The 23,270-nt window shown below is 65.5% G+C and carries 19 protein-coding genes; 4 read left to right on the top strand and 15 right to left on the bottom strand.

Annotation, left to right across the window (positions count from 1 at the left end):
- Positions 1-3 precede the first annotated feature (3 nt).
- From murD to E3T29_RS17130, 9 genes are all read right to left on the bottom strand, one after another.
- Complete coding sequence (murD, locus tag E3T29_RS17170) at positions 4-1,488, bottom strand: UDP-N-acetylmuramoyl-L-alanine--D-glutamate ligase (protein WP_134346731.1); 1,485 nt, start codon at positions 1,486-1,488, stop codon at positions 4-6.
- Positions 1,488-2,579, bottom strand: coding sequence for a phospho-N-acetylmuramoyl-pentapeptide-transferase (gene mraY, locus E3T29_RS17165; RefSeq protein ID WP_134346730.1), 1,092 nt, complete (start codon positions 2,577-2,579; stop codon positions 1,488-1,490). The genes murD and mraY overlap by 1 nt, the downstream gene beginning before the upstream one ends.
- Positions 2,576-3,985, bottom strand: a complete 1,410-nt coding sequence (gene murF / locus E3T29_RS17160; protein ID WP_134346729.1) for a UDP-N-acetylmuramoyl-tripeptide--D-alanyl-D-alanine ligase — start codon at positions 3,983-3,985, stop codon at positions 2,576-2,578. Before murF ends, mraY begins: the two co-directional genes overlap by 4 nt.
- The gene (locus E3T29_RS17155) at positions 3,986-5,530 is read right to left on the bottom strand and encodes a Mur ligase family protein (protein WP_134346728.1); all 1,545 of its coding nucleotides are present in this window, start codon (positions 5,528-5,530) and stop codon (positions 3,986-3,988) included. It lies immediately after the preceding gene.
- A gap of 15 nt (positions 5,531-5,545) precedes the next feature.
- Entirely contained in the window at positions 5,546-7,363 is a 1,818-nt protein-coding gene (locus E3T29_RS17150) for a penicillin-binding protein 2 (protein WP_134346727.1), read from the bottom strand.
- Between the two features lie 27 nt (positions 7,364-7,390).
- Positions 7,391-7,957 (bottom strand): hypothetical protein, encoded by a 567-nt coding sequence (locus E3T29_RS17145; RefSeq protein ID WP_092339758.1) that lies wholly within the window; start codon positions 7,955-7,957, stop codon positions 7,391-7,393.
- The gene (rsmH, locus tag E3T29_RS17140) at positions 7,954-8,925 is read right to left on the bottom strand and encodes a 16S rRNA (cytosine(1402)-N(4))-methyltransferase RsmH (RefSeq protein WP_134346726.1); all 972 of its coding nucleotides are present in this window, start codon (positions 8,923-8,925) and stop codon (positions 7,954-7,956) included. The genes E3T29_RS17145 and rsmH overlap by 4 nt, the downstream gene beginning before the upstream one ends.
- Before the next feature lie 98 nt (positions 8,926-9,023).
- Complete coding sequence (gene mraZ, locus E3T29_RS17135) at positions 9,024-9,455, bottom strand: division/cell wall cluster transcriptional repressor MraZ (protein WP_092339873.1); 432 nt, start codon at positions 9,453-9,455, stop codon at positions 9,024-9,026.
- A 283-nt stretch (positions 9,456-9,738) separates the two neighbouring features.
- The gene (locus tag E3T29_RS17130; RefSeq protein ID WP_092339756.1) at positions 9,739-10,116 is read right to left on the bottom strand and encodes a DUF3040 domain-containing protein; all 378 of its coding nucleotides are present in this window, start codon (positions 10,114-10,116) and stop codon (positions 9,739-9,741) included.
- A gap of 119 nt (positions 10,117-10,235) precedes the next feature.
- Here E3T29_RS17130 and E3T29_RS17125 point away from each other — a divergent pair, with 119 nt between their 5' ends.
- Entirely contained in the window at positions 10,236-11,414 is a 1,179-nt protein-coding gene (locus tag E3T29_RS17125; protein ID WP_134346725.1) for a polyprenyl synthetase family protein, read from the top strand.
- 45 nt (positions 11,415-11,459) lie between these two features.
- On the opposite strand, the gene E3T29_RS17120 is transcribed toward E3T29_RS17125, so the two are convergent.
- A complete protein-coding gene (locus E3T29_RS17120) occupies positions 11,460-11,792 on the bottom strand; it encodes an Rv2175c family DNA-binding protein (RefSeq protein ID WP_369827365.1) in 333 nt (110 codons plus the stop codon).
- Between the two features lie 209 nt (positions 11,793-12,001).
- Here E3T29_RS17120 and E3T29_RS17115 point away from each other — a divergent pair, with 209 nt between their 5' ends.
- Together E3T29_RS17115 and pknB are read left to right on the top strand one after the other, a co-directional pair.
- Positions 12,002-13,318 (top strand): LysM domain-containing protein, encoded by a 1,317-nt coding sequence (locus E3T29_RS17115; protein ID WP_134346724.1) that lies wholly within the window; start codon positions 12,002-12,004, stop codon positions 13,316-13,318.
- A gap of 106 nt (positions 13,319-13,424) precedes the next feature.
- Positions 13,425-15,377: a Stk1 family PASTA domain-containing Ser/Thr kinase gene (gene pknB / locus E3T29_RS17110; RefSeq protein ID WP_370449199.1), complete on the top strand. Its 1,953-nt coding sequence runs from the start codon at positions 13,425-13,427 to the stop codon at positions 15,375-15,377.
- A 592-nt stretch (positions 15,378-15,969) separates the two neighbouring features.
- Here pknB and E3T29_RS17105 read toward each other — a convergent pair.
- The 3 genes from E3T29_RS17105 to E3T29_RS17095 all read right to left on the bottom strand — a co-directional run bounded on the left by E3T29_RS17105 (position 15,970) and on the right by E3T29_RS17095 (position 19,156).
- Positions 15,970-17,340: a class II 3-deoxy-7-phosphoheptulonate synthase gene (locus E3T29_RS17105; protein WP_092339752.1), complete on the bottom strand. Its 1,371-nt coding sequence runs from the start codon at positions 17,338-17,340 to the stop codon at positions 15,970-15,972.
- Positions 17,341-17,439: 99 nt separating this feature from the next.
- Positions 17,440-18,129, bottom strand: coding sequence for a 1-acyl-sn-glycerol-3-phosphate acyltransferase (locus tag E3T29_RS17100; protein ID WP_134346722.1), 690 nt, complete (start codon positions 18,127-18,129; stop codon positions 17,440-17,442).
- An 82-nt stretch (positions 18,130-18,211) separates the two neighbouring features.
- Entirely contained in the window at positions 18,212-19,156 is a 945-nt protein-coding gene (locus E3T29_RS17095) for an ROK family glucokinase (protein WP_134346721.1), read from the bottom strand.
- A 174-nt stretch (positions 19,157-19,330) separates the two neighbouring features.
- On the opposite strand from E3T29_RS17095, the gene E3T29_RS17090 reads away from it, so the two are divergent.
- Positions 19,331-21,163 (top strand): long-chain fatty acid--CoA ligase, encoded by a 1,833-nt coding sequence (locus tag E3T29_RS17090; RefSeq protein ID WP_134346720.1) that lies wholly within the window; start codon positions 19,331-19,333, stop codon positions 21,161-21,163.
- A gap of 197 nt (positions 21,164-21,360) precedes the next feature.
- On the opposite strand, the gene E3T29_RS17085 is transcribed toward E3T29_RS17090, so the two are convergent.
- Both E3T29_RS17085 and E3T29_RS17080 read right to left on the bottom strand, forming a co-directional pair.
- Complete coding sequence (locus E3T29_RS17085; RefSeq protein ID WP_092339748.1) at positions 21,361-21,852, bottom strand: peptide deformylase; 492 nt, start codon at positions 21,850-21,852, stop codon at positions 21,361-21,363.
- Positions 21,853-21,906: 54 nt separating this feature from the next.
- Positions 21,907-23,241, bottom strand: a complete 1,335-nt coding sequence (locus tag E3T29_RS17080; protein ID WP_241987875.1) for a MinD/ParA family protein — start codon at positions 23,239-23,241, stop codon at positions 21,907-21,909.
- Positions 23,242-23,270 lie beyond the last annotated feature (29 nt).

Here is a 23,270-nt window from a genome sequence, read left to right as displayed (position 1 = left end):
GCGTCACCTACCCAAAAAGTCGTGTACTGCCTGATTGAAAAGTCGCCCGCGTTCGACATAGCTCTCGAATTGGTCCATCGATGCGGCGGCCGGTGCCAGCAGCACCGTGTCACCGGCCCGAGCGAGTTCGGCGGCCAGCCGCACAGCCCGCGTCATGACTAGTTCAGTGTCATCCGGGTCGATCTCATACACGGTCAGGTCGGGGGCGTGTCGCGCGAATGCCTGGCGTAATGCCAGGCGGTCCACGCCGATGATGATCGCGCCGCGCAACCGGCCGACGTGCTTCTGCACGAGCTGGTCGATATCCACGCCCTTGAGCAGCCCGCCGACCAGCCAGACCACCGACTCGTACGCGGCCAGGGAGGCGTCGGCGGCGTGCGGGTTGGTGGCCTTGGAATCGTCGACCCACTCGACGCCGTCGCCGATGGCGACCGTTTCGATGCGGTGGGCGTCGAGGTGGAAGGTTTCCAGCGCCGTGTGAATGGTGGCCGGCAGGGCTCCGTACGAGCGCGCGAGGGCGCTCGCGGCAAGCACATCCATGATCACGTGCGGCGCACCGAGTCCGGCCGCGACCAGGTGCGGCACGGTGGTCAATTCCAGGGCGCGTTCGAACCGGTCCTCGAGAAAAGCGCGGTCGCAGACGATGCCGTCGACGATGCCCAATTCGCTCGGTCCGGGCACGCCGAGGCCGATACCGATGGCCCGGGCGCCGTCCTGCACGTCGGCGTCCTGCACCATCGCGAGGGTCGCGGCATCCGCTGTGTTGTAGACGCAGGCGACAGCCGTGTTCGAATAGACCTTGGCCTTGGCAGCTCGATAGGCCTCGGCCGACCCGTGCCAGTCCAGGTGGTCGTTGGCAACGTTCAGGCAGAGGCTTGCCCAGGGCCGCAGGGCGCCCGGACCGCTCAACGGCAGGTGGTGCAGCTGGTAGCTGGAGAGCTCAACGACGAGCACGTCCCAGCCGGCGGGATCGCGGATGGCGTCGAGCACGGGCACACCAATATTGCCGCAGGGGGCGACACGGCTGCCGTGGGCGGCGAGCATGCTGGCGGTGAGCTGCACGGTGGTGGTCTTGCCGTTGGTGCCGGTGACGAGCAACCACTCGGCAGGCGAGCCGACCTTGTCGCGCAGCCGCCAGGCCAGTTCGATGTCGCCCCAAACCGGCACGCCGTTCTCGTGCGCCCAGACCAGCAGTGGGTGGTCGGGGTGGAAGCCGGGCGAGACGATGATCACGTGCGGATGTTGCGCCGCGAGTTCCGCGGGCACCTCGCGCAGGTCAGCCTGCACGAACGGCACGCCGAGCACCGTGAGCAGGTCGAATCGTTCGTCGGGGCCGGGCGACGCGAGCACGAGCACGTCGGCGCCGAGTTCGGCGAGGGTGTCGGCGGCGGCGAAACCGGTCACTCCGAGGCCGAGCACGGCGACGCGCAGGCCCTTCCAGTCGGCGTGCCAGCTGGTGAGTGTGTTCAGGCGATCAGCGTCGCTCATTAGCGAGACAGCCACTCGAGGTAGAACGACCCGACGCCGGCGGCGACGAGCAGGCCGCCGATGATCCAGAACCGCACGACCACCGTGACTTCGGCCCAGCCCTTGAGTTCAAAATGGTGATGGATCGGGCTCATCAAAAAGATGCGTTTACCGTGGGTGATTTTGAAGTACGCACGCTGCACGATCACGGATCCGGCTTCCATCACGAAGAGGCCGCCGATGAGCACGAGGAGCAGTTCGGTACGGCTGAGAATAGCGAGGGCGGCCAGCGCGCCACCGAGGGCGAGCGACCCGGTGTCGCCGAGGAAGATCTTGGCCGGTGAGGTGTTCCACCAGAGGAACCCGATCAGCCCGCCGACGATGGTCGCCGAGACGATGGCGAGGTCGAAGGAGTCGGGGCCGAGGTAACACTTGAACTGGTCTGAGGCATCCGCTCCCCCAAAACAGCTCTGGTTGGACTGCCAGAACCCGATCACGACGAAGGAACCGATGGCGAAAATGGAGGCCCCGGTGGCGAGGCCGTCGAGGCCGTCGGCTACGTTGACCCCGTTCGAGGTCGCGGCGACGATCAGGCAGATCCAGAGCAGGAACACGGCGATACCGATGAAGGTGCCGAGTTTCATGAAGTCCAGCGGCAGGTCGCGAATGAACGAGATGCTGGTCGAGGCAGGCGTCTGGCCGTTACGGTCGACGAACTGCAGCGACAGCACACCGAAGGCGCCGGCCACGATGACCTGCCCGAGTACCTTCGACCAGCCGCCGAGGCCGAGGCTGCGCTGGTTGCGGGTCTTCAGAAAGTCATCGAGAAAACCGACCAGGCCGAGGCCCACCATCATGAACAGAACGAGCAGCGGCGACGGGGTGAACGGTCGTTGTTCGATCAGCATGGCTGTGAAATAGCTGATCAGCACGCCCAGAATAATGATGATGCCACCCATGGTGGCGGTGCCGCGTTTGGCGTGGTGACTCTTGGGGCCGTCGTCGCGAATGAACTGACCCCAGCCGAACTTCTTGAACAAACGAATGAACAGCGGGGTCAGAAACAGAGTGAACGCGAGCGAAAACGCTCCGGACAGCAGAAGGACTCTCACGAGAACAAGTCTCCCAGTCGATCGCCGAGGAATCGCAGACCCGCGGAGTTGGATGACTTCACGAGCACGGTGTCCCCCGGATTCACGCTGGTGCGCACGAGTTCGAAGGCTTCGTCCGGCGTGTCGACATACGCCGATTCGCCGTCCCAGGACCCCTCGTTGATGGTACTGATGTGCATACGGCGGGCGGCGGGGCCGACCACGATTATCTGGGAGATGTTCAGGCGCACGGCGAGCAGTCCGATGCGATCGTGCTCTTCACCGGCTAGTTCACCGAGTTCGGCCATCTCGCCGAGCACCGCGATGGTGCGCCGTCCTGGAGTGCCGATCTGGGCGAGCGTCTTGAGCGCTGCGCTCATCGAGTCGGGGCTCGCGTTGTAAGCGTCGTTGATGACGGTGACGTCATCCTTGCCGCCGAGCACCTCCATGCGCCACCGTTCGGCCCGGGTGGTTGCCTCGAGAGCGGCGACGATATCACCGAGTGATACCCCGAGCACCTCCGCAGCGGCGGCCGCGGCGAGGGCGTTCATCACGTGGTGCTCCCCGAGCACCGGGAAGGTGACCGGTGCGCTCTGCCCGCTCGCCAGGTGCAGGGTGAAAGTGGTTCCGGTGCGGCCGGAGTGCAGGTCGCTCGCCCGCACATCAACCTGACCATATTCGCCGAAGCGAACGACACGGGCCGGGGTCATCGCCTGCATCTGCGCGACGCGCGGATCGTCGGCATTCAGCACCGCAACATCCGTGGAAAGAAGGTGGGTGACCATTTCGGATTTGGCGCGCACGGTGGCGTCGAGGTCGCCGAACTCGCCGGCGTGGGCGAGACCGATGGTGAGCACGATGCCGACGTCGGGGCGGGCCAGACACACGAGGCGCGCGATGGCGCCCTCGCTGCTGGCACCCATCTCGATCACCAGGAAACGCGTGCCCGAGGTCACCTCGAGCATGGTCATCGGCGCGCCGACCTGGTTGTTGAAGGAGCCGCGCGGGGCGACGGTCGGGCCCACCCGCTCGAGCATGCTGCGGAGCAGGTTCTTGGTCGTGGTCTTGCCGTTGGAACCGGTGACCGCCACGATCTTGAGCGCTCCGTCAGCGCGCACGCGGGCGACGACCGTGGAGGCGAGGGCGCCGAGTGCGGCGACGACGTCGGCGACGACGATCTGGCTGACCGGCAGGTCGAGCAGGCGTTCCACGATGAGCAGCGCGGCGCCCTGCGCGGCGGCGACGGGCGCGAACACGTGCCCGTCGGTGACGGCGCCGGGCTTGGCGACGAAGATCGAGCCGGGTTCGATCAGGCGGGAGTCGGTCTGCACCGATCCGTCGATCAGGTCAGCGGCGGTGGCCGCGCCGGTCAGGTGCAGCGCACCGTCGACGGCGTGGCTGATCTCGGCCAGGGAGAGGGCGATCATTTACAGCCACCCAGCGTCGCGGAGCGCCTGGCGGGAGTCGTCCCTGGCCGAATACGGCAGTTTCACGCCTTGTACCTCGTGGTAGTCCTCGTGGCCTGGGCCGGCGTACAGAATGGTGTCTCCTTCGTGTGCGAGTGACAACGCCGTACGGAATGCCGTACGGGGGTTGGCCACCTCGTAGAACTCGCCGTCTGGCACGGCGTCGCGCGCTGCTTTCAGCAGTACGGCGCGGATGCTCGCGGCGTCTTCAAATCGCGGGTGAAAGTCGGTCACGACCACGATATCGCTGCCCTGGGCTGCAATTCGGCCCATATCGGCGCGTTTCGTGGTGTCGCGGTCACCGTCGGCGCCGAACAGCATGATCAGCTTGCCCGGCGTGAACTTGCGCAGGGCCGCGAGGGTGTTCAGGAACGCATCGGGGCTGTGTCCGTAGTCGATGTAGACGAGCGGGCCCAGGTCGCCGGAGATGCGCTCGGCGCGCCCGGGGATGAACGCGACGATGCCGCCGTCGCGGTTCAGCGTGTGCTGGATCGCGTCGAGGTCGAATCCGCTCTCGACCAGCATGACGATGGCCAGGGCGGCGTTGGCGGCCATGTACCAGCCGAGCAGCGGCACCCGGGTGTGCAGGCGGCGACCGTCGGGACCGTCGAGTACGAAGTCGGTGTGGGACGCGGTTTCACCGACCACGGTCATGCGCCAGTCGGCGTCTACATCGGCCCGGTTGGTGATGGTCGTCACCGGAATGCGGCATTCGTCGGCGACGCGGCGGCCCCAGTCGGTGTCGACGGTGATCACGCCGCGGTGCGAGCGGTCGGGTTGGAATAGCTCGAGCTTGGCCTGGAAGTAGTCGTCCATCGCGGCGTAGTCGTCGAGGTGGTCGTGGCTGAGGTTGGTGAATGCGGCGATATCGAAGACGAGGCCGTCGACCCGGTAGCGGCTGAGGGCCTGCGCCGAGACTTCAATGCCGACGGCGCGCACTTCGGCCTCGTTCATGCGGGCCAGCAGGGCGTGCAGTTCGCTGGCTTCGGGCGTGGTCAGCGAACTCGTGACGGCGAGGTCGCCGATACGGCGTTCGGCGGTGGAGGTGAGTCCGGAGACGACGCCGAGTTGGTTCAGGATGCCGAATAGCAGGTAGACGACGCTGGTCTTGCCGTTGGTGCCGGTGACGGCGAACAGGGTCGCGGGGTTGTCGTCGGTGCGGTAGATCCAGGCGGCGACGGCGCCGAGCGCGGCGCGGGCATCCGGTGTCAGCAAAACCGGCAGGCCGCTCGCCGCAGCGAGCAGCGCTCCGGCCTCGTCGGTCAAAATAGCCACAGCCCCGGCTTCAGCGGCCGCCGCGGCGAAGGTGGCACCGTGCTGGTGTGCCCCGGCAACGCCGACGTAGAGGTCGCCCGGTTGCACCGTGCGCGAGCTCAGGCTCACTCCGGTGACTTCGAGACCGTCGATGTCTCCACGTACTTCCAGATCAAATTCGGCAACCAATCCCGACAAGGACCGCGGAACGGGGTGCTCGGGACGGAGAGCCGACGGCGCCAATTCAGACACGCAGGGCTCGCTTTCTTACCAGGTGGAAGGGAGGTCAGGCGCAGTCGCGCCCGAGGGAACCGCCCGGTACTTTTTCAACACCTGGCTCATGATCTCCTGGAAAACCGGAGCCGGTGCGGCAGACGTATTCAGTTTAACAGGGTCGGCGATGCTGACCGAGACGACATACTGTGGATCGTCGGCCGGTGCGAAGCCCGACACCGACACCAGATACCCGTTGGAGTACCCGCCCTTGCCGTCCGGCATCTGCGCTGTTCCGGTCTTGGCGGCCACGCGGTAGCCCGGAATATTCCACGTACTCTGCACCCAGCTCTTCTGGTACACCATCTCGAGCACGTCGCTGGTTTCGTTCGCCGCCGTCTCGGACAGCACCCGGGTTCCGGTGGCATCGGGCACGTTAGTCATGGTGCCATCAGCCTGACGGCAGCCCTCGACCAGCTGTACCGGCATGCGAACACCGTCATTGGCGATGGTCTGGTAGATGCTCGCGACCTGCAGCGCGCTCGTTGTCAGACCCTGTCCGAACATGGTCGCGTAGCTGGTCTGGTTGTCCCACTCGTCGACCGGGTGCAGGATTCCGCCGTCTTCGCGCGGAAAGCCGGTTTCGGTCGGAGTGCCAACGCCGAACGCCTTCATGTAGTCGTAGCGCTGCTGGTCGGTGAGTTTCTCACCGAACTTGGACATGCCGGTATTGCTCGAGTCGATCAGCACGCCGGTGAGGGTCATGTTCTGGTCCGGGTGCGAGTGGCTGTCATTGATGTTCGCGCCGTTGGCCGGCAAATACCGGTAGGGCGCGACGATTCCGGTCTGCAGGGTGGCGACGCCGGAATCGAGAACGGATGCCGCGGTCAGCGCTTTAAAGGTCGAGCCGGGTTCGAAGGATTGGGTGAAGGCCCGGGAGCCGCGGTCTTCGGGGTTCTCGGTGCCGCCGACGTTGTTCGGATCGACCGAAGGGTAATCGGCAACGGCGAGGAGCTTGCCGGTCTTGGCGTCCAGCACGACTGCGGTCGCCCAGGCCGCCCCGGTTTCCTGCGCCCGGGCCGCGAGGGTCTGCTGCACGAACCACTGGAGGTCGGAGTCGATGGTGGTGACGACGTCACCGCCGTCGACGGCGGCGGTGCTCGTGACGCTGCTGCCGGGGATGCGCACGCCGTCGGCACCCTTTTCATAGGTTTCCTTACCGTTGGTCGAGGCCAGGCAGGCGTCCTGCCCGGATTCGAGGCCGGCCTGCGGCACGCCCTCCCCCGAAAGATAGCCGAGCATATTGCCGGCGACGGCGCCGTTCGGGTAGACCCGACTGGGGCTGTTCTCCGAGTAGGTCCAGGGAATGTGCAGGTTTTGCACGGCACGGAGTACGTCGACATCGACTTTCTGAGCGATGTAGGCGAAGTTGGCCTCGGCGTTTGCCTCGAGGGCGGTGGAGATGGTCAGCAGAATGGCGTCGCCGGTCTGGCCGGTGGCGGCACCGATTTCGGCGGCGGCGTCGGCCACAGAGATTTCGACCTTCTTACCGTCGACGGTTCGTTTGAAGGGCGTCGCGTTCACGGGCGACATGGTGATGTTGTACCGCATGACCGTTCCGGCCAGCACGACACCGTTGGTGTCGACGATCTCGCCGCGGGAACCGTAAACGACCTGGCCGACCGAGCGGTTTCCTACTGAGTCTTTGGTGAGCGAATCGGCCTGCACGACCTGGATATCGACCAGGCGCACCAGGAACACGGCGATGACGGCAAACAGCACGAGGATGGTGACAAGGGTGCGGCGACGGCTGGACCGCGAATTGGTCGGGTTGTTTCGGGCACTACTGCTTCGGGTATTGCGCACGCTCATCTGCCCATCATGGTCGAGTCACGGAAACTATCGGGTAGTGGGCGCCGCGAGTCCCGCAGGAACTACCGGTGCGCTCGTGATCGCAACAGCACCGGCAGCCGCCGGATCCGCCGGAAGCTGTGACAGCAGGGTGCTGCCGTTCAGCAGGGCGTTGGGAACAAGGCTGGCCGCTCCGGCCTGCGAGCCCGACGCCGAGGCCGGAGCGCCCAAAACAGCGCCGTCAGAGAGGCGCAGGTAGACGGGGTTGGAGTTGCTGACCATGCCGAGGCCCTCAGCGTTGGCGGCGAGGCTCTGCGGGGAGGATACCCGCACGAGGTCTTCGCTCACGCTCGCGGCCGTGCGGCCGAGTTCCGACTGACTCGACTGCAGGCTGGAGATTTCATACGCGCCCTGGGAGATGCCGACGCTCAGCAGCAGCTGGGCGACCATGATGGCAGCCATGCCTGCTACCGCGGTGAGGGCGTAGAAGATGCGCGGCCGGGCACGGCGGCTCGGCGTCGGCGAGACCAGTCGAAACCCACGCCGTGCCGGTGCGCTGGTCTCAAACGGTTCAGGTTCGAAGGAAAAGGCGACGCGTGCCAGGTTGTCGCTCATGCGGCGGCCCTTCTCAGTCGAACAGCAGCGCGCAGCCGAACCGGCGTCGCGCGGGGGTTGAGTGCTTTTTCTTCGTCGGAGGCCAGTTCGGCACCGCGAAGCAGGAGGGTAAACAGCGGCTTGTGTTCGGGCAGTTCCACCGGAAGCCCGGCCGGAGCGGTGGAGCCGGATGCCGCGGCGAGTGCCCGCTTGACGATGCGGTCTTCGAGTGACTGGTAGGCCATGACGACGATGCGGCCACCGACCTGCACGCGGTCTAGCGCAGCCGGAATGGCCCGTTCGAGCACGGCCAGTTCCTGATTGACCTCGATGCGCAGCGCCTGGAACACGCGCTTGGCCGGGTGGCCGAGACGCTGGATGGCGACCGGGGTGGCCTTGGTGATCACGTCGACCAGTTGCGCGGACCGCACGAACGGTGTCGTTTCGCGGGCTTCGACGATGGCCTTGGCATACCGGGCCGAGAGTTTCTCTTCGCCGTAGTCCTGGAAAATGCGCTTGAGATCGCGTTCGCTGTAGTCGGCGAGGATGCTCTCGGCGGTGAGGCCGGCTGTGCCGTCCATGCGCATGTCGAGCGGGGCATCCTTGGAGTAGGAGAAACCGCGTTCGACGCGGTCGATCTGCAGGCTGGAGACGCCGAGGTCGAAGAGGACGCCGGCGACCTCGGTGATACCGAGTCCGTCGAGCGCGTCGCCGATACCGTCGTAGACGGTGTGTACGAGGTGCACCCGGCCTGCGAATCCCTTGAGGCGCTCTTCGGCAATAGCGAGGGCCTCGGTGTCGCGGTCGAGGCCGACCAGGGTTAGTTCCGGAAAGCGCGACAGGATCGCTTCGGCGTGGCCGCCCATGCCGAGTGTGGCGTCGACGAGCACGGCGCCGGGCTTCGTGAGTGCCGGAGCGAGCAGCTCGACGCAGCGTTCGAGCAGTACCGGGGTGTGGATTTCATTGCTGGGGATTTCGTTACTGGCCATAATGCCGGGCTAGTCCGTGAGGTCTGATTCCCCTCCATTTCGTCCTGGCACCGGGGAAGTGTGTCAGGGCAAAACGGCTGGGAGTCAGGCGCCAGGGGCTAGAAAAGTCCCGGAATCACCTCCTCCGTCGTGTTGGCGTACGAGGTTTCCTGCTCGGCGAGGTAGGTGGCCCACGCTTCGCTGTCCCAAATCTCGACTCGGCTGCCAGCACCGATGACGGTCAGTTCTCGGTCAAGCCCCGCATAGCTGCGGAGGTTGCCGGGGATGGTGACGCGGTTTTGTTTGTCGGGTGTTTCCGAACTTGCGCCCGACAGGAACACCCGGAGGTAGTCGCGAGCCTGCTTGCTCGTGACCGGCGCCTGGCGGATCTTGTCGTGCAGGGTTTCGAATTCGCGGGTGCTGAACACGTAGATGCAGTGTTCCTGCCCCCGCGTCATCACCACACCGGTAGAGAGCTCTTCCCGAAACTTCGCGGGAAGAATAATGCGACCTTTTTCGTCGAGCCGGGGGGCGTAGGTACCAAGGAACACGCTCACCCCTTTCTTCCGGCCAGATTCAGGTATGGCTCCACTTTACTCCACCTTCAACCACCAACCTAGGTTTTTACGCCAATTTTCAGAATTAATCACTAAATTTGCCCGAAATCACTGCGGACTGACAGTGGAGGGAAATGGAGCGACAGTTCTAAGAACGGATGCTTTCGACCCACTTTTGGGCACAAAAAAAGGGCCGATCAGATGATCGGCCCTACAGCGCAGCGATTTATTGAGTTATAGGTGCCCGGTGGAGGGTGGAGGTTAGCGCGAGTAGCCGCTACTGACCATCCTGGCGACGGTCCCACCGGTCGTTCAATCGTTCCATGAAACCCTGGTTGGACTTGGCCTGCGCCGGACGGCGACCGGGTGACGATGGTCCGGGCATCGAACGAATGGCCTTGCCGGGCGTCACGGCGATAAGCACACCGCCGAACATGACGATGAAACCGAGAATGCCGAGCCACAACTGCGCAATGGCTACACCCGCGATGAGAGCGACAATGCCGGCGACGGCGAGCAGTACGCCGATCGCGATGGAACGATAGTTCGGGCGAAGCCTGGACACTCCAACGCTGGCGACAAAGTCGGCATCGTTGTGATAAAGGCTGCGCTCCATCTCTTCAAGGAGTCGCTGCTCCTGTTCCGAAAGCGGCATCTCATTCCCTCCAGTTACGGGATCGAGCGGTTGGGTAGACAAATCCGAACCGACCAGACTCGAATGACCCGGTTCGAATTACCTCATTCTAGCCCCGCCAGGATGGCTAGGCTATACGGGTGCCTGAAAGCAAACGCCTGGTCGACTTGGTTCAATCTCGCATCGACGAGTACCTCATGTCCCGCGAACCAATTGTGACCCTGATCAGCTCCGATTTGACTCCTCTAATCGACTACTCACGGCAGTTTCTCAGCGGTGGAAAGCGGTTTCGAGCCCAGTTTTGCTACTGGGGTGCGCGGAGCGTTCTGCCGCAGGATTCCGGCCCCGAATCGGGCCAGCCAACGGCCGGTCAGCCGTCAGTCAGTGCGGACGACGAGGCCGCGGCATCCGCTGCCCCGGCACCCGCCGCAGGCGGCCTGGCCGCGGTGGTTTCGGCCGCCAGCGCGCTGGAGATTTTTCACGCCGCAGCGCTCGTGCACGACGACATCATCGACAACTCAGACACCCGTCGCGGAGCTCCGAGCGCCCACAAGCTGTTCGAAAGTTTGCACGAGCGAGAGGGTTGGGCTGGCGACTCCGCCTCGTATGGTCGGGCGTCGGCGATTCTGCTCGGCGATCTACTTCTGGGCTGGAGCGATGAGCTGCTCGACGAGGGGCTGGACGAGCTGGCCGATCGGGCTTCGGCACGGCGCGCCAGGCTCGAATTCAACTTCATGCGCACTGAGGTCACGGCCGGGCAATACCTGGACATTCTCGAGGAGCGCGCTTGGCTGGCCCAGCCGGAAGCCGAGTTGCTCGATCGGGCACTGCGCGTGATCGTCTACAAGTCAGCCAAGTACAGCGTTCAGGCCCCGCTGGTGATCGGAGCGGCTCTGGCCGGAGCCTCGGCCACCCAACTGAACTCGCTGCGTGCCTTCGGCCTGCCGCTCGGTATGGCCTACCAGCTGCGCGACGACCTGCTCGGCGTGTTCGGCGACGCCGCCGTGACCGGCAAGCCGAGTGGCGACGACCTCACCGAGGGCAAGCGCACGGTGTTGATCGCGCTGGCGCGGGAACGTCTGAGCGACGCCGACCGCGCATCGCTCGACGCCCAGCTCGGCAACCCCACGCTCAATACCGCCCAGATTCGCGCCTTGCAGCAACTCATCAGCGCCAGCGGTGCCGTCGACCGGGTCGAGGCGCTCATCGAAGCTCAGGTGGCTGAGGCTCTCGCGGCGCTCGAGACCGCGCCGATCAGCGCCGGGGCCAGGCAGAAGCTGCTGGACCTGACCGATCGGGTGACGCGCCGGGCGTTCTGAGGGGCGGTTCGGCCGGCGCCCCGGCCGGTCCGGGCGAGTGCCCGGTTAGGCGAGTGCCTGGGCGACGCGACGCACCTCGGCCTTGCGACCGGCCCGAAGGGCTTCGATCGGGGGCACGCCCAGGCTGTCGTCGACCTCGAGCAGCCAGGTCATGGCCTGCATGTCGGTGAAGCCGTCGTCGGCCAGCACGAACAGCGTGCCGCGAAGTTCGGGAACGGGAGCGCCGTCACGCAGGAACAGGGAAGGAACCGACACAACGTTGTCCCGCCGGATGGCCAGCAGGTACTTGTCGTCGATCAGGTGCCGCACGCGGCTCTGGCTCATTCCGAGCAGGTTGACTAGGGCAGGAATAGTAAGCCACTCGGGCTCTGAAGACACATCACTCACTCTTTTAGCTTCCCATGATTTGGGTCCGAGGCAAAACCTTCGGGCACTTTTTCCTCGCGAACCGGCCATTTCATGTCGCCCATTCAATTGACTCCCCCTCAGAATTGTGAAAACCTCGCAGTGGGGATTGCTGCATTCGAGACGATGCTGTACGAACTTGCTGTACGGATAGCGCGCGTGCGCACAATGAACGGAGCACCATGTCGACCAAGGTGAAAACGAATACGACGGATGCCGCGGCGTCCGCCGCACGAAACGCGACCGTTCCCGAGACGGTTGGCGTGGCCTTCTCGAGCAGTGACGCTGCTGCGAAGCGGCGGGCGAAGAAGCCCGGTGACTCGCATTCCCGCTCGGCATTGCTGACCGTGCCGATCGTGCTGGTCAGCACGCTCGCGATCAGCCTCAACCTGGCGGCGCCGGCCCAGGCTCAGGCCCTGGCTAAGAAGCCGCTCAAGTCAAAGCTCGCCGAGGCCACTCCCGTTCTATCGGTGACCGCAGTGGCAGCCGCCGTTCAGGTTGCGCCCGCCCAGTATTCGGTCGTTGACGGTGACACGGTGAGCGGAATTGCCGCCCGGTTCGGCCTGTCGACGGCGGCCGTGCTGGCGCAGAATGGTCTCGATTCCCGGGCCCTGATCTTTCCGGGCCAGGTTTTGACCCTGACCCAGGCGGCGGCGCCGGCCGCCGTCGTGGCCGCGCCGGCGGCATCCGCTGCCAGCTACTCGGTGCAGAGCGGCGACACCATCAGCGGTATCGCCGCCGCGCACGGGCTGAAGACCGCTGACGTTCTGGGTGCCAACGGCTTGACCGGGGCCAGCGTCATCTACCTGGGCCAGGTCATTGTGCTCGCCGCAGCACCAGTGTTGGAACCGGCCGCCTACGTCGAGCCGGTCGCAGAGATTGCCGCAGCAACGACTCACACCATCGCGTCGGGCGAGACCATCACCACCGTGGCCAACGCGGCCGGGGTGAGCGTGCAGGCTGTGCTCGACGCCAATGGCCTCGGCTGGTCAAGCATCATCTATCCCGGACAGGTTTTGACCCTGCCGATCACGGTGGCGCCGGCATCCGTGGCGGTCACTTTCCCGGTGGCGACGTCGGGGGTGGTCACGCCCATGTCGGAGCAGATGCGACAGAACGCGCAGACGATTGTTTCGGTTGGGCGGGGCGCCGGCGTGAGCAATGCCGGTCTCGTCGTGGCGCTGGCTGCGGCCGCCCAGGAATCCGGGCTGCGCAACGTGGACTACGGCGACCGGGACTCCCTCGGTCTGTTCCAGCAGCGGCCGAGTGCCGGCTGGGGTACCCCGGAACAAGTCATGGACCCGGTGCGGGCCAGCCTCGCCTTCTTCGGCGGCGCGAGCAACCCGAACCCGAACGTGACCCGCGGTCTGCTCGACATCGCGGGCTGGGAATCGATGACCGTGACCCAGGCGGCGCAGGCCGTGCAGATCTCGGCCTACCCCGACTATTACGCCAAGTGGGAGGCGTCAGCGCAGGCCTGGCTCAGCCAGCTCGGCTAGCCGGGCGGTCGGTCCCGACCCGCATGCCGCGCCCCTGCGCGCCGTGCAGTGGTGCCGTCGCCGAATTCCGTAGAATCAAGGAGTGAGCGTTCCCTCGACCGACCCGATGATTGGCCGTCTTATTGACGGCCGGTATCAAGTGCGCTCGCGAATTGCACGCGGGGGCATGGCCACGGTGTACCTCGCCACCGATCTGCGCCTCGAGCGCCGGGTCGCGATCAAGATCATGCACGGCCATCTCGCCGATGACAGCGCCTTCAAGATTCGGTTCATCCAGGAGGCGCGCTCGGCTGCTCGCCTGGCCCACCCTAACGTTGTGAACGTCTTCGACCAGGGCCAGGACGCCGACATGGCCTACCTCGTCATGGAATATCTGCCCGGCATCACCCTGCGCGACCTGCTCAAGGATTATGGCCGGCTCACCCCGGAGCAGACCCTCGACATTCTCGAAGCCGTGCTCAGCGGCCTGGCCGCCGCGCACAAGGCCGGCATCGTGCACCGCGACGTCAAACCCGAGAACGTGCTGCTGGCTGACGACGGCCGTATCAAGATCAGCGACTTCGGGCTGGCGCGCGCGGTCAACAACAACACCGCGACCGGCCAGGCCCTGCTCGGTACCATCGCCTACCTCTCCCCCGAACTCGTCACCCGGGGCATCGCCGACGCCCGCAGCGACATCTATGCGCTCGGCATCATGACCTTCGAGATGCTCACCGGCGAGCAGCCTTATGTGGGCGAAGCTCCGATGCAGATCGCCTACCAGCACGCCAACGACACAGTTCCGATGCCGAGCAGTAAGGTCGCCTCGGTTCCGCACGAGCTCGACGAGCTCGTACTCTGGGCTACCGCGCGCGATCCGGAGGACCGTCCCCGTGACGCCAGGGTCATGCTCGACCAGCTGCACGATGTGAGCGCGCTCGTGCGCGGCGGTACCCAGGAACTGGCCCTGCAGTCGACTATGGTGCTGCCCGCCAGCCTGCGCACCGGGGCGAACGCGGTAGCGGATGCCGAAACCCAGGTGCTCGGCGCCAAGCTCGCTCCCACAAAACCTCCCGCCGCGACCCTGCTCGGCCTTCACCCGGCCGGCACCGGCCCGGTCGGTCCGCCGGACAGCGGCGACCTGCTCAACAAGAAGGCCGACAAGCGCAAGCGTCGCGGCTTCTGGCTGTTCGCCCTGGTGATTCTTCTCGCCGCCGCGCTCGGCGGAACGGGCTGGTATTTCGGCTCCGGCCCGGGCTCTGACGTGTCCGTGCCCGACTTCGCCTCGGGCTCCCCCGAGGCTGCGTCCGCGCAGCTGACCGAGCTCGGCCTCAAACCCGAGCTGGCGGGTGCTTTCAGCGCCACCATCGCCGAAGGGCTCGTCATCGGCACCGATCCGGATGCCGGCAGCCGCGTCCCCAAGGACAGCACCGTCACGGTCATCGTCTCCCAGGGGCTGCAGCCCATCACGCTGCCCGCGCTGGCGGGTTTGACACAGGAGGCGGCATCCGCTGCGATTACGGATCTGAAAGCCGTCGTCGGCGCTGTGGACCCGGTCTTCAATGGTGACGTGGCGGAGGGTTCGGTCATCTCGGCGAGCAAGGAATCTGACGGCGCCGATGTCTCGGCCGGCGGTGAATACTTTGAAGGCCTGACCGTGAACCTGGTCGTGTCGCTCGGCGCCATTCCGAACGTCGACGGCAAGACGGTTGCCGAGGCCACCGACATCCTGGTCGGCAAAAACCTGCTCGTGGTGTCGGGAGAGCAGACCTACAACGACACGGTCGCTGAGGGTGACGTGGTCACGTCGCAGGTGCCGGAGGGGACCCTACGTGAGGGTGCCACGATCACCCTGGTGATTTCGAAGGGTCCGGAGCCGGTCATTGTGCCCAATGTCGTGGGGATGTCCTGGGCGGATGGCAAGGCTGCGCTGACTGCGCTCGGCTTCGAATTGAAGTACAACCTCGCCGCCGACGCCATTGCCGCCATTCTCAAAGTCGCATCGACAGACCCCGCCGCTGGAACGTCTGTGCCGAAGAACAGCATAATCACGGTCAATCCGACGAACCCGTTCGGTTAGTCCGGCCCGTCTGAAACCTCTATTTCGCCCGGGCCAGTCCGGAAGCTGGGCCCATGTTTCGGGGCCGGGCACCGCCGGGGCGATGGGGCGCTGGCTGGACCCGCACCCATCCGACCTGTCGGGGTGCGGAAGATCGCGTGTGCAGCATCCGCTCGCCGACCCGTGAGTGTTGATCACCGAGGTGTGAGTTTCGGCCCGATTTCGGCTGTTGAAACGTTCAAAACTCACACCTCGACGACGCCCCACCTCGAAAACTCACGGCTCGATCAAATCCGTGGCTTCAGAGCGACTTCGGGGAAGCGGCGGAGGCGGGTTGTCTGCGGGGTTGCGAGTTTTGCGGTGTTTCGGCGGTCTTGCGCACGCTGGTTGTTGAGCCTGTCGAAACACGCGCAAGGCCACCGGAACATCGCAATGTTTGAGCGAGGAGCGGATGACCCGCCTCCTTGTGCTGGCCGCCTCATGAACGTTCCGGGCGTCACGACGCAACTCGCCGCATCCGCTCACCGGGCCCACTTTACGTCCCCGGGCCCAGTTTATAAGCTGGGCCCGGGGACGGGGCCTGGGCCCCGTCCAGAGAATGGGGCGGGCGGGGCTAGCGGGCGGCCAGCTCCTCGGCCACCAGGAAGGCCAGTTCCAGGGACTGCATGTGGTTCAGGCGCGGGTCGCAGAGCGACTCGTAGCGGGTCGCCAGGGCGGCCTCGTCGATGTGCTCCGACCCGCCGAGGCACTCGGTGACGTCGTCGCCGGTGAGCTCCACGTGAATTCCGCCCGGGTGTGTGCCGACGGCGCGGTGCGCCTCGAAGAAGCCCTTGACCTCGTCGACGACGTCATCGAACCGACGGGTCTTGTAGCCGGTCGGTGTGGTGACACCGTTGCCGTGCATCGGGTCAGTCACCCACAGCGGTGTCGCCTCGCTCGCCTTGATGGCTTCGAGCAGCGGCGGCAGGGCGTCCCGAATCTTGCCGGAACCCATGCGCGTGATGAAGGTCAGGCGACCGGGTTCGCGGTTCGGGTCGAGCTTGTCGACCAGGCGCAGCATGTCGTCGGCCGAGGTGGCCGGGCCGAGCTTGACACCGATCGGGTTGCGTACCCGCGACAAAAAGTCCACGTGCGCGCCGTCGAGGTCGCGGGTACGCTCCCCGATCCAGATGAAGTGGGCCGAGGTGTTGTACGGCGTTCCGGTGCGGGAGTCGATGCGGGTCATCGGGCGCTCGTAATCCATCAGCAGGCCCTCGTGGCTGGTGTAGAACTCCGTTCGGCGCATCGCCTCGAAGTCGGCGCCGCAGGCGATCATGAATTTGATCGCGCGGTCAATCTCCTTGGCCACCTTCTCGTACTGCTGGTTGGCCGGGTTGGCGGCGAAGCCCTGATTCCAGCTGTGCACTTGACGCAGGTCGGCGAAGCCACCCTGCGTGAACGCACGAATCAGATTGAGGGTCGACGCCGACGTGTGGTAGGCCTTGACGAGCCGGTCCGGGTCGGCCTCGCGCGACTCGGGCGTGAACGGGTAGCCGTTGACGATATCGCCGCGGTACGCCGGCAGCGTCACGTCGCCGCGGGTTTCGAAGTCGCTCGAGCGGGGCTTGGCGAACTGGCCAGCCATGCGCCCCATCTTGATCACCGGCATCGACGCACCGTAGGTGAGCACGACGGCCATCTGCAGCACGGTCTTGACCCGGTTGCGAATCTGATCCGCTGTGGCCCCGCTGAACGTCTCGGCGCAGTCGCCGCCCTGCAGCAGGAAACCCTGCCCGCCGGCCGCCTGAGCGAGCCGGTCGCGCAGGATGTCGACCTCACCGGCGAAGACCAGCGGCGGCTGCGTCGCCAGTTCAGCGGATGCCGCAGCCACCTTGGCCGCGTCGGGCCAGGTCGGCTGCTGCTTGATCGGTAGGGTGCGCCAGTGGTCCAGACCCGTGATGACAGAGGCTTCTGCGGCAACAATGGGCTCGGTGGGGTCTACCACGGGATAGTTCCTGTTTTCTGTACTGGACCGGTGACGCGCACCGAACCGAAATGGATGAGGTGCCGCAGCGCGCAAAGCGCAGACAGCACTTCTGGCAGCCTAGCGCGAAAGGCTGGCCCGCTTCTCTTTGACCGAGGAGGCGTAGACGTCGACGTACTCCTGCGTGCTGAGTCGCTGCAGTTCGTACATGAGCTCGTCGGTGACGCTCCGCAGCACGAACCGGTCGCCCTCCATTCCCTCAAAGCGGGTGAAGTCGAGCGGTGTGCCGATCACAATGCCGATCCGCCGCACCTGCGGAATCCTGGTGCCGGTCGGCATGGCCTTCTCGGTATCAATCATGGCCACCGGAATGACCGTCACGCCCGATTCCAGCACCATGCGGGCTACCCCGGTGCGCCCGCGATACAGGCGGGCGTCCGGGCTGCGAGTGCCCTCCGGATAGATTCCGAGGATGCGACCCTCGCCGAGTACCCGCAGGCCGGTATTGAGCGAATCCTCCGAGGCTTTACCGCCCGACCGGTCGATCGGAAGCTGCCCGGCGGCGGTGAGAAACTGCCGGGTCGCCCAGCCTTTCAGGCCTTTGCCGGTGAAATAGTCGCTCTTGGCCAGAAACGCCACGCGGCGCGGCACGACCAGCGGCAGAAACACCGAGTCGATGAACGACAGGTGATTGCTGGCCAAAATGACCGGCCCGGTCTTGGGAATGTTCTCCAGGCCGATGATCCACGGTCGAAACAGCGAGAGCAGCAGCGGGCCAATGACGATGTTCTTCATGATCCAATAGAACACTCGCACTCCTTCATCCGACTAGAAAAGCTTAGTCCGCCCGCCGCATCGAAGCGGATGCCGCCCCGACGTCCATAGCGCCCGATCAACGCACCGCGTGCAGCCGGGCCAGATCGGCCGCGCCGACCACGCCGGCGTCATTCACCAGCTGGGCGATGGCGAACTCCGCTTCGGGGTGGTAGCCGCGCGCCGGCAGGTAGTCGAGGTAGGCCGCGCGAATCGGTTCGAGCAGCAGGTCGCCGGCGGCCGCCACTCCCCCGCCGAACACGAACACCTGCGGGTCGAGCACGGCGCCGAGGCTCGCGCAGGCCTGTCCGAGGGCACCGCCGAGCTGGCGCAGGGCAGCGAGGGCGCCGCCGTCACCGTCCTGGATCAGACGCCCCACCTCTTTGCCGGTGAGTTTGCCGCGCCGCTCCCTGGCGCCGGCCAGGCCGAGACCGATGCCGCCGGCATCCGCGAATTCGTTGGCGATACGCAGCAGCGCCCGACCGGAGCCATATTGTTCCAGGCAGCCGTGCGCGCCACAGCCGCAGGGCAGCCCGTCGGGAACCACCCGGAGGTGGCCGAGTTCGGCGCCGGCACCGAAGCCGCCGCGGAACAGGGCATTATTCGTCACGATCGCCCCGCCGACGCCGGTGCCGACGGTCAGGGTGACCATGTCGGTGTACGGCCGGCCCGCGCCGAAGCGAAACTCAGCCCAGCCGGCCGCATTGGCATCGTTTTCGATGATGATGGGCAGGTCGAGCCGAGCCTCGAGCTTGTCGCGGAACGGCTCGTTGCGCCAGCTGATGTTCGGCGCGTAGTAGACGGTCGACTGAGCGGCGTCGATGAACCCGGCCGCGGCCACCCCCGCAGCGACGACATCTTCGCCCTCGGACAGAGCCAGAATCATTGCGACGACGGTGTCTTCGATCTCACCCGGGTTGCCGGGCGTGGTCGGCTGCCGGTCAGAGCGGATGATGGTGCCCGCCTCGTCGACCAGCGCCCCGGCAATTTTGGTGCCCCCGATATCGATACCTATGGCGTGCACGGGGCACCTTTCGTTCGGGGCGATCGGGAAGTGGGCTCGCGGCACGGGGCGGCTGCCAGTGACACCCTCTAGAGTGTAGTAAACCAGTTTGCCGCTGGACGAAACACCCGCTCAACGCAGAATTCTTCGGCGTTCGGGCAGTTGGCACGTTCAGCCGGTACCAAAGGAGTTGCCGTGAAACAGTTTGATATGCCCGCCGTCGTTCCCGCCGATCCTGGCGCCAACATTACCGACCTGCTCATGGACCGCCTCAATGCGACTCCCGATCTCGTTCTGTTTTCGCTGCCGCGGGGCGGCCAGTGGCTTCCCGTGACCACTCGGGAGTTCCACGCCCAGGTGGTGGCGCTGGCCAAGGGTTTCGTCGCCGCAGGCATCGAGCCCGGCGACAAGATCGGGCTCATCTGCAGGACCCGCTACGAGTGGACCCTGATCGACTTCGCCGTCTGGTTCGCCGGAGCAATTCTGGTACCGGTCTATGAGACCAGCTCGCCCAGCCAGGTACAGTGGAACCTCAGCGACTCCGGTGCCATGTCGGTCATCGTCGAAACCGCAGACCATTTCGCGCGCTTCGACGAGGTGCACCCGGAGCTGGCCGCCATTGGTTCGGTCTGGCAGATCGACCTGGGCGACCTCGACAAGCTCGTGGCCGGGGGCGTCGAGGTGACGGACGCTGAGATCGAACGCCGCCGCAACCTCGCCGTCGGCGACGACATGGCCACCCTCATCTACACCTCCGGTTCAACCGGCAAGCCCAAGGGCTGCGTGCTCACCCACGCGAACTTCCTCGAGACCAGCCGCAACGCTGCGGTAGCCCTGAAGGAAGTCTTGGTTCACCCCGAAGGTGCCTCGACCCTGCTGTTCATCACGACTGCCCACGTCTTTGCCCGATTCATCTCGGTCTTGTGCGTGCACGCCGGCGTGCGCGTCGGGCACCAAGCTGACACCAAAACGCTCCTGGCCGCGCTCGGCAGCTTTCAGCCGACCTTTCTACTCGCAGTGCCGCGGGTGTTCGAAAAGGTCTACAACTCGGCCCAGCAGAAGGCTGTTGCTGGCGGCAAGGGCAAGATCTTCGATGCTGCGGCCCACGTGGCCGTCGAGCATTCCAAGCTGGTGCAGTCCGGAGCGGCGATTCCGCTCGGCATGAAGATCAAGTTCGCGCTGTTCGACAAGCTGGTCTACAGCAAGTTGCGGGCCGCGATGGGCGGCAAGGTCGTCTGGGCGGTCTCCGGTTCGGCGCCGCTCGGTGCTCACCTCGGTCACTTCTTCAAGAGCCTGGGTATCGTCATTCTCGAGGGCTACGGTCTGACCGAGACGACGGCCCCGGCCACCGTTGGGCTGGCCACCCGGGCCAAAATCGGCACGGTCGGGCCGCCCCTGCCGGGTGTCTCGGTGCGCGTCATGGACGACGGCGAGATCGAGGTCAAGGGCGTCAACGTCTTCAAGGAGTACTGGAAGAACCCGCAGGCCACGGCTGACGCCTTCGATGACGGCTGGTTGAAGACCGGCGATATCGGTGACTTCGACGCCGACGGTTTTCTCACTATCACCGGGCGCAAGAAGGAAATCATCGTGACGGCGGGCGGCAAGAACGTGGCCCCGGCGGCGCTCGAAGACCCCATTCGCGCGAATCCGCTGATCGGCCAGGTCGTCGTCGTCGGCGACCAGAAGCCGTTCATCGGCGCGCTCATCACGCTGGACCCCGACATGCTGCCGGTGTGGTTGAACAACAATCAAGAGGATGCCGGAATGTCGCTCGCGCAGGCATCCGTCAATAAGACTGTGCTCGCGGAGATTCAGCGCGCGGTCGACCATGCCAATGAGGGTGTGTCGCGGGCGGAGTCGATTCGTAAATTCACGCTGCTGGCGATTGAGCTCACCGAGGACAGCGGGCATCTGACGCCGAAGATGAGTATCAAGCGCAATATCATTCTGCGGGACTTCGCCGGTGAGATTGAGGCGATGTACTCTGGGGCGCCGGTTACTGAGGGGATTTCGCTACGCGAGTAGTTTGAGGGCGGGCCCGGCTCACTCTTATTGTGGGTCGGGCATTTTTTTGTGGGTCGGGGCCGGGAAAAGCATTCCGCTCCCCGCTCAAACATCGCAACTCCGCGAAACACTTCCCCCGTCCCCTCACGTTAGGGAACTCACGAGGCTTCGCCCGTGATGGCAGCGCAGAGAGTTCGCGCTCTCGACAGTTGGGAAGTTTAGAACCAGGTGGACTCTCGGATTTCCTTCATCGCGGCCTTGCGGTTGTCCTTGTCGAGGCGGTCGATGTAGAGGTAGCCGTCGAGGTGATCGGTTTCGTGTTGTAAAGCCTGGGCCATGATGCCGGTGCCGGAGAGCTCGATGAGATTATTGTCGAGGTCGATGCCGGTGACCCGGGCGAACGGGTAGCGCTTGGTGGGGTACCAGAGTCCCGGAACGGAGAGACAGCCCTCGTCGACGAGGTCGGGCTCTCCGGAGAGTTCAACGACCGTAGGGTTGAGGATGTAGCCGATGACACCGTCGACGTTGTAGCTGAACGCTCGCAGGTTCACGCCGATCTGCGAGGCCGCGACGCCGGCCCGCCCGGGCAGTCGCACGCTGTCGACCAGGTCCTGCACCAAGCCGCGCACCCGGTCGTCGATCCCGTCGATGGGGTCGGAGACGGTCTTCAGCACCGGATCTCCGAAGAGACGGATCTGGCGTTCGGGCACGGGGAGACTCCTCGGTAGGCGGGTGGTGTGAAAGACGAACGAGCGCGCGGCTCGCTACAGGTTGCGGTCGGTGGGGAGCCCCTCGACGACCAGTTCGGCAAGCGTTCGTGCTGCCAGCCGGGTGATCGGCTTGAGATCTTTGTAGGAGACGACGCTGCCGGCGGCAAGTTGAGGGTCGTAGGGGATGCGCACGATCTCGCGTACGCGGGAGCGAAAGTGCGACTCGATTTCTTCGAGGCGAACCAGGTTGGTGCCCTGGGTGGCGGTGTTGAGGGCGACGATCGCGTTGCGCACGAGGTCGCCGTAGCCGTTGGCTTCGAGCCAGGTGAGAGTTTCGGAGGCTAGACGGGCCTCGTCGACGCTGCCGCCGGAGACGATCACGATGGAGTCGGCGCGCTGCAGGGTGGCCCGCATGACCGAGTGCACGATGCCGGTACCGCAGTCGGTGAGTGCGATCGAGTAGTAGCGGGCCGCGAGGTCGGCGACGACGTTGTAGTCGTTCTCGTCGAACGCCTCGGAGAGCAGCGGGTCGGTGTCGGAGGCGAGAATGTCGAGGCGCGTTTCGTCGCGGGAGACCAGAGCGGAGAAGTCGGTGAAGTTGCCGATCGATGCGGCCTTGGAGACGACGTCGCGCACGGTCGACCTGGTCTGCTTGCTCACGCGTTCGGAGAGTGTGCCGCGGTCAGGGTTGGCGTCGATGGCGATGATGCGGTCGTCGCGGGCATCCGCCAGGGCCATTCCGAGCAGGGTCGTGACCGTGGTCTTGCCGACGCCGCCCTTGCGGGTGAGAATCGGAACGAACCGCGTGCCGCCCTCAAACTGGCGGCGGATGCGCTCGTCCATCTCCTTGTGGGCCTGCACCTTGGCGGAGTCGCCCAGGTTGACCAGGTGCAGAGTGAGGGCGTAGACGAATTCGGGCCAGGAGCCCTGCGGCGCCTTGCGGGTCTTACGGTTGACCGCGAGCAGGCGATCAGAGGTGAGCATGGCGGCCGACTCGGGGGCCGTGCTGTTTTCGGTACGGATGCGGTCGCGCCGAACTGTGGAGGCGGCATCCGCTCGGGAGAGCGATTCGATGGCCGAGCTGGCTCCGGCTGAACGGGCCGGCGCCGGCGTCGAGATTTCAACGGTGTGGGTGGCCGGGGTGGACACGATCCGGGTCGTGTCGAGGCCGATGCCCCCGGCCGACCGGCCCACGGCAGGCACCGAGCGGCGGGGCCCGACCGGCACCTCGATCGGAACGCTCAGGCTCTCGGGCAGGGACGCAGCGAGGTTGTCGATCGTGTGCGGCGGCAACTCGCTGTGATAGTCGTCGCGCTCGTCACGGGTTCGCTTGGCGGCAGACACTGGGCGCGCGGGCGCGCTCTGGTCGTCAGTACGTTTGTCTGGCACGGGTACATCCTCAACTGGTCGATAACGGC

This window comes from Cryobacterium sp. TMT1-66-1 (genome assembly GCF_004403435.1).
GTDB lineage: Bacteria > Actinomycetota > Actinomycetes > Actinomycetales > Microbacteriaceae > Cryobacterium > Cryobacterium flavum.
This window is presented reverse-complemented; position numbering and strand designations above follow the sequence as displayed.

Excerpts from the sequence above, each read along its gene's own strand:
- E3T29_RS17130 (WP_092339756.1), bottom strand. The coding sequence starts at position 10,116 with ATGCCGCTTTCGGAACAGGAGCAGCGACTCCTTGAAGAGATGGAGCGC.
- E3T29_RS17115 (WP_134346724.1), top strand. The coding sequence starts at position 12,002 with ATGTCGACCAAGGTGAAAACGAATACGACGGATGCCGCGGCGTCCGCC.
- E3T29_RS17145 (WP_092339758.1), bottom strand. The coding sequence starts at position 7,957 with ATGAGCGACAACCTGGCACGCGTCGCCTTTTCCTTCGAACCTGAACCG.
- murD (WP_134346731.1), bottom strand. The coding sequence starts at position 1,488 with ATGAGCGACGCTGATCGCCTGAACACACTCACCAGCTGGCACGCCGAC.
- E3T29_RS17150 (WP_134346727.1), bottom strand. The coding sequence starts at position 7,363 with ATGAGCGTGCGCAATACCCGAAGCAGTAGTGCCCGAAACAACCCGACC.
- pknB (WP_370449199.1), top strand. The coding sequence starts at position 13,425 with ATGATTGGCCGTCTTATTGACGGCCGGTATCAAGTGCGCTCGCGAATT.
- rsmH (WP_134346726.1), bottom strand. The coding sequence starts at position 8,925 with ATGGCCAGTAACGAAATCCCCAGCAATGAAATCCACACCCCGGTACTG.
- murF (WP_134346729.1), bottom strand. The coding sequence starts at position 3,985 with ATGATCGCCCTCTCCCTGGCCGAGATCAGCCACGCCGTCGACGGTGCG.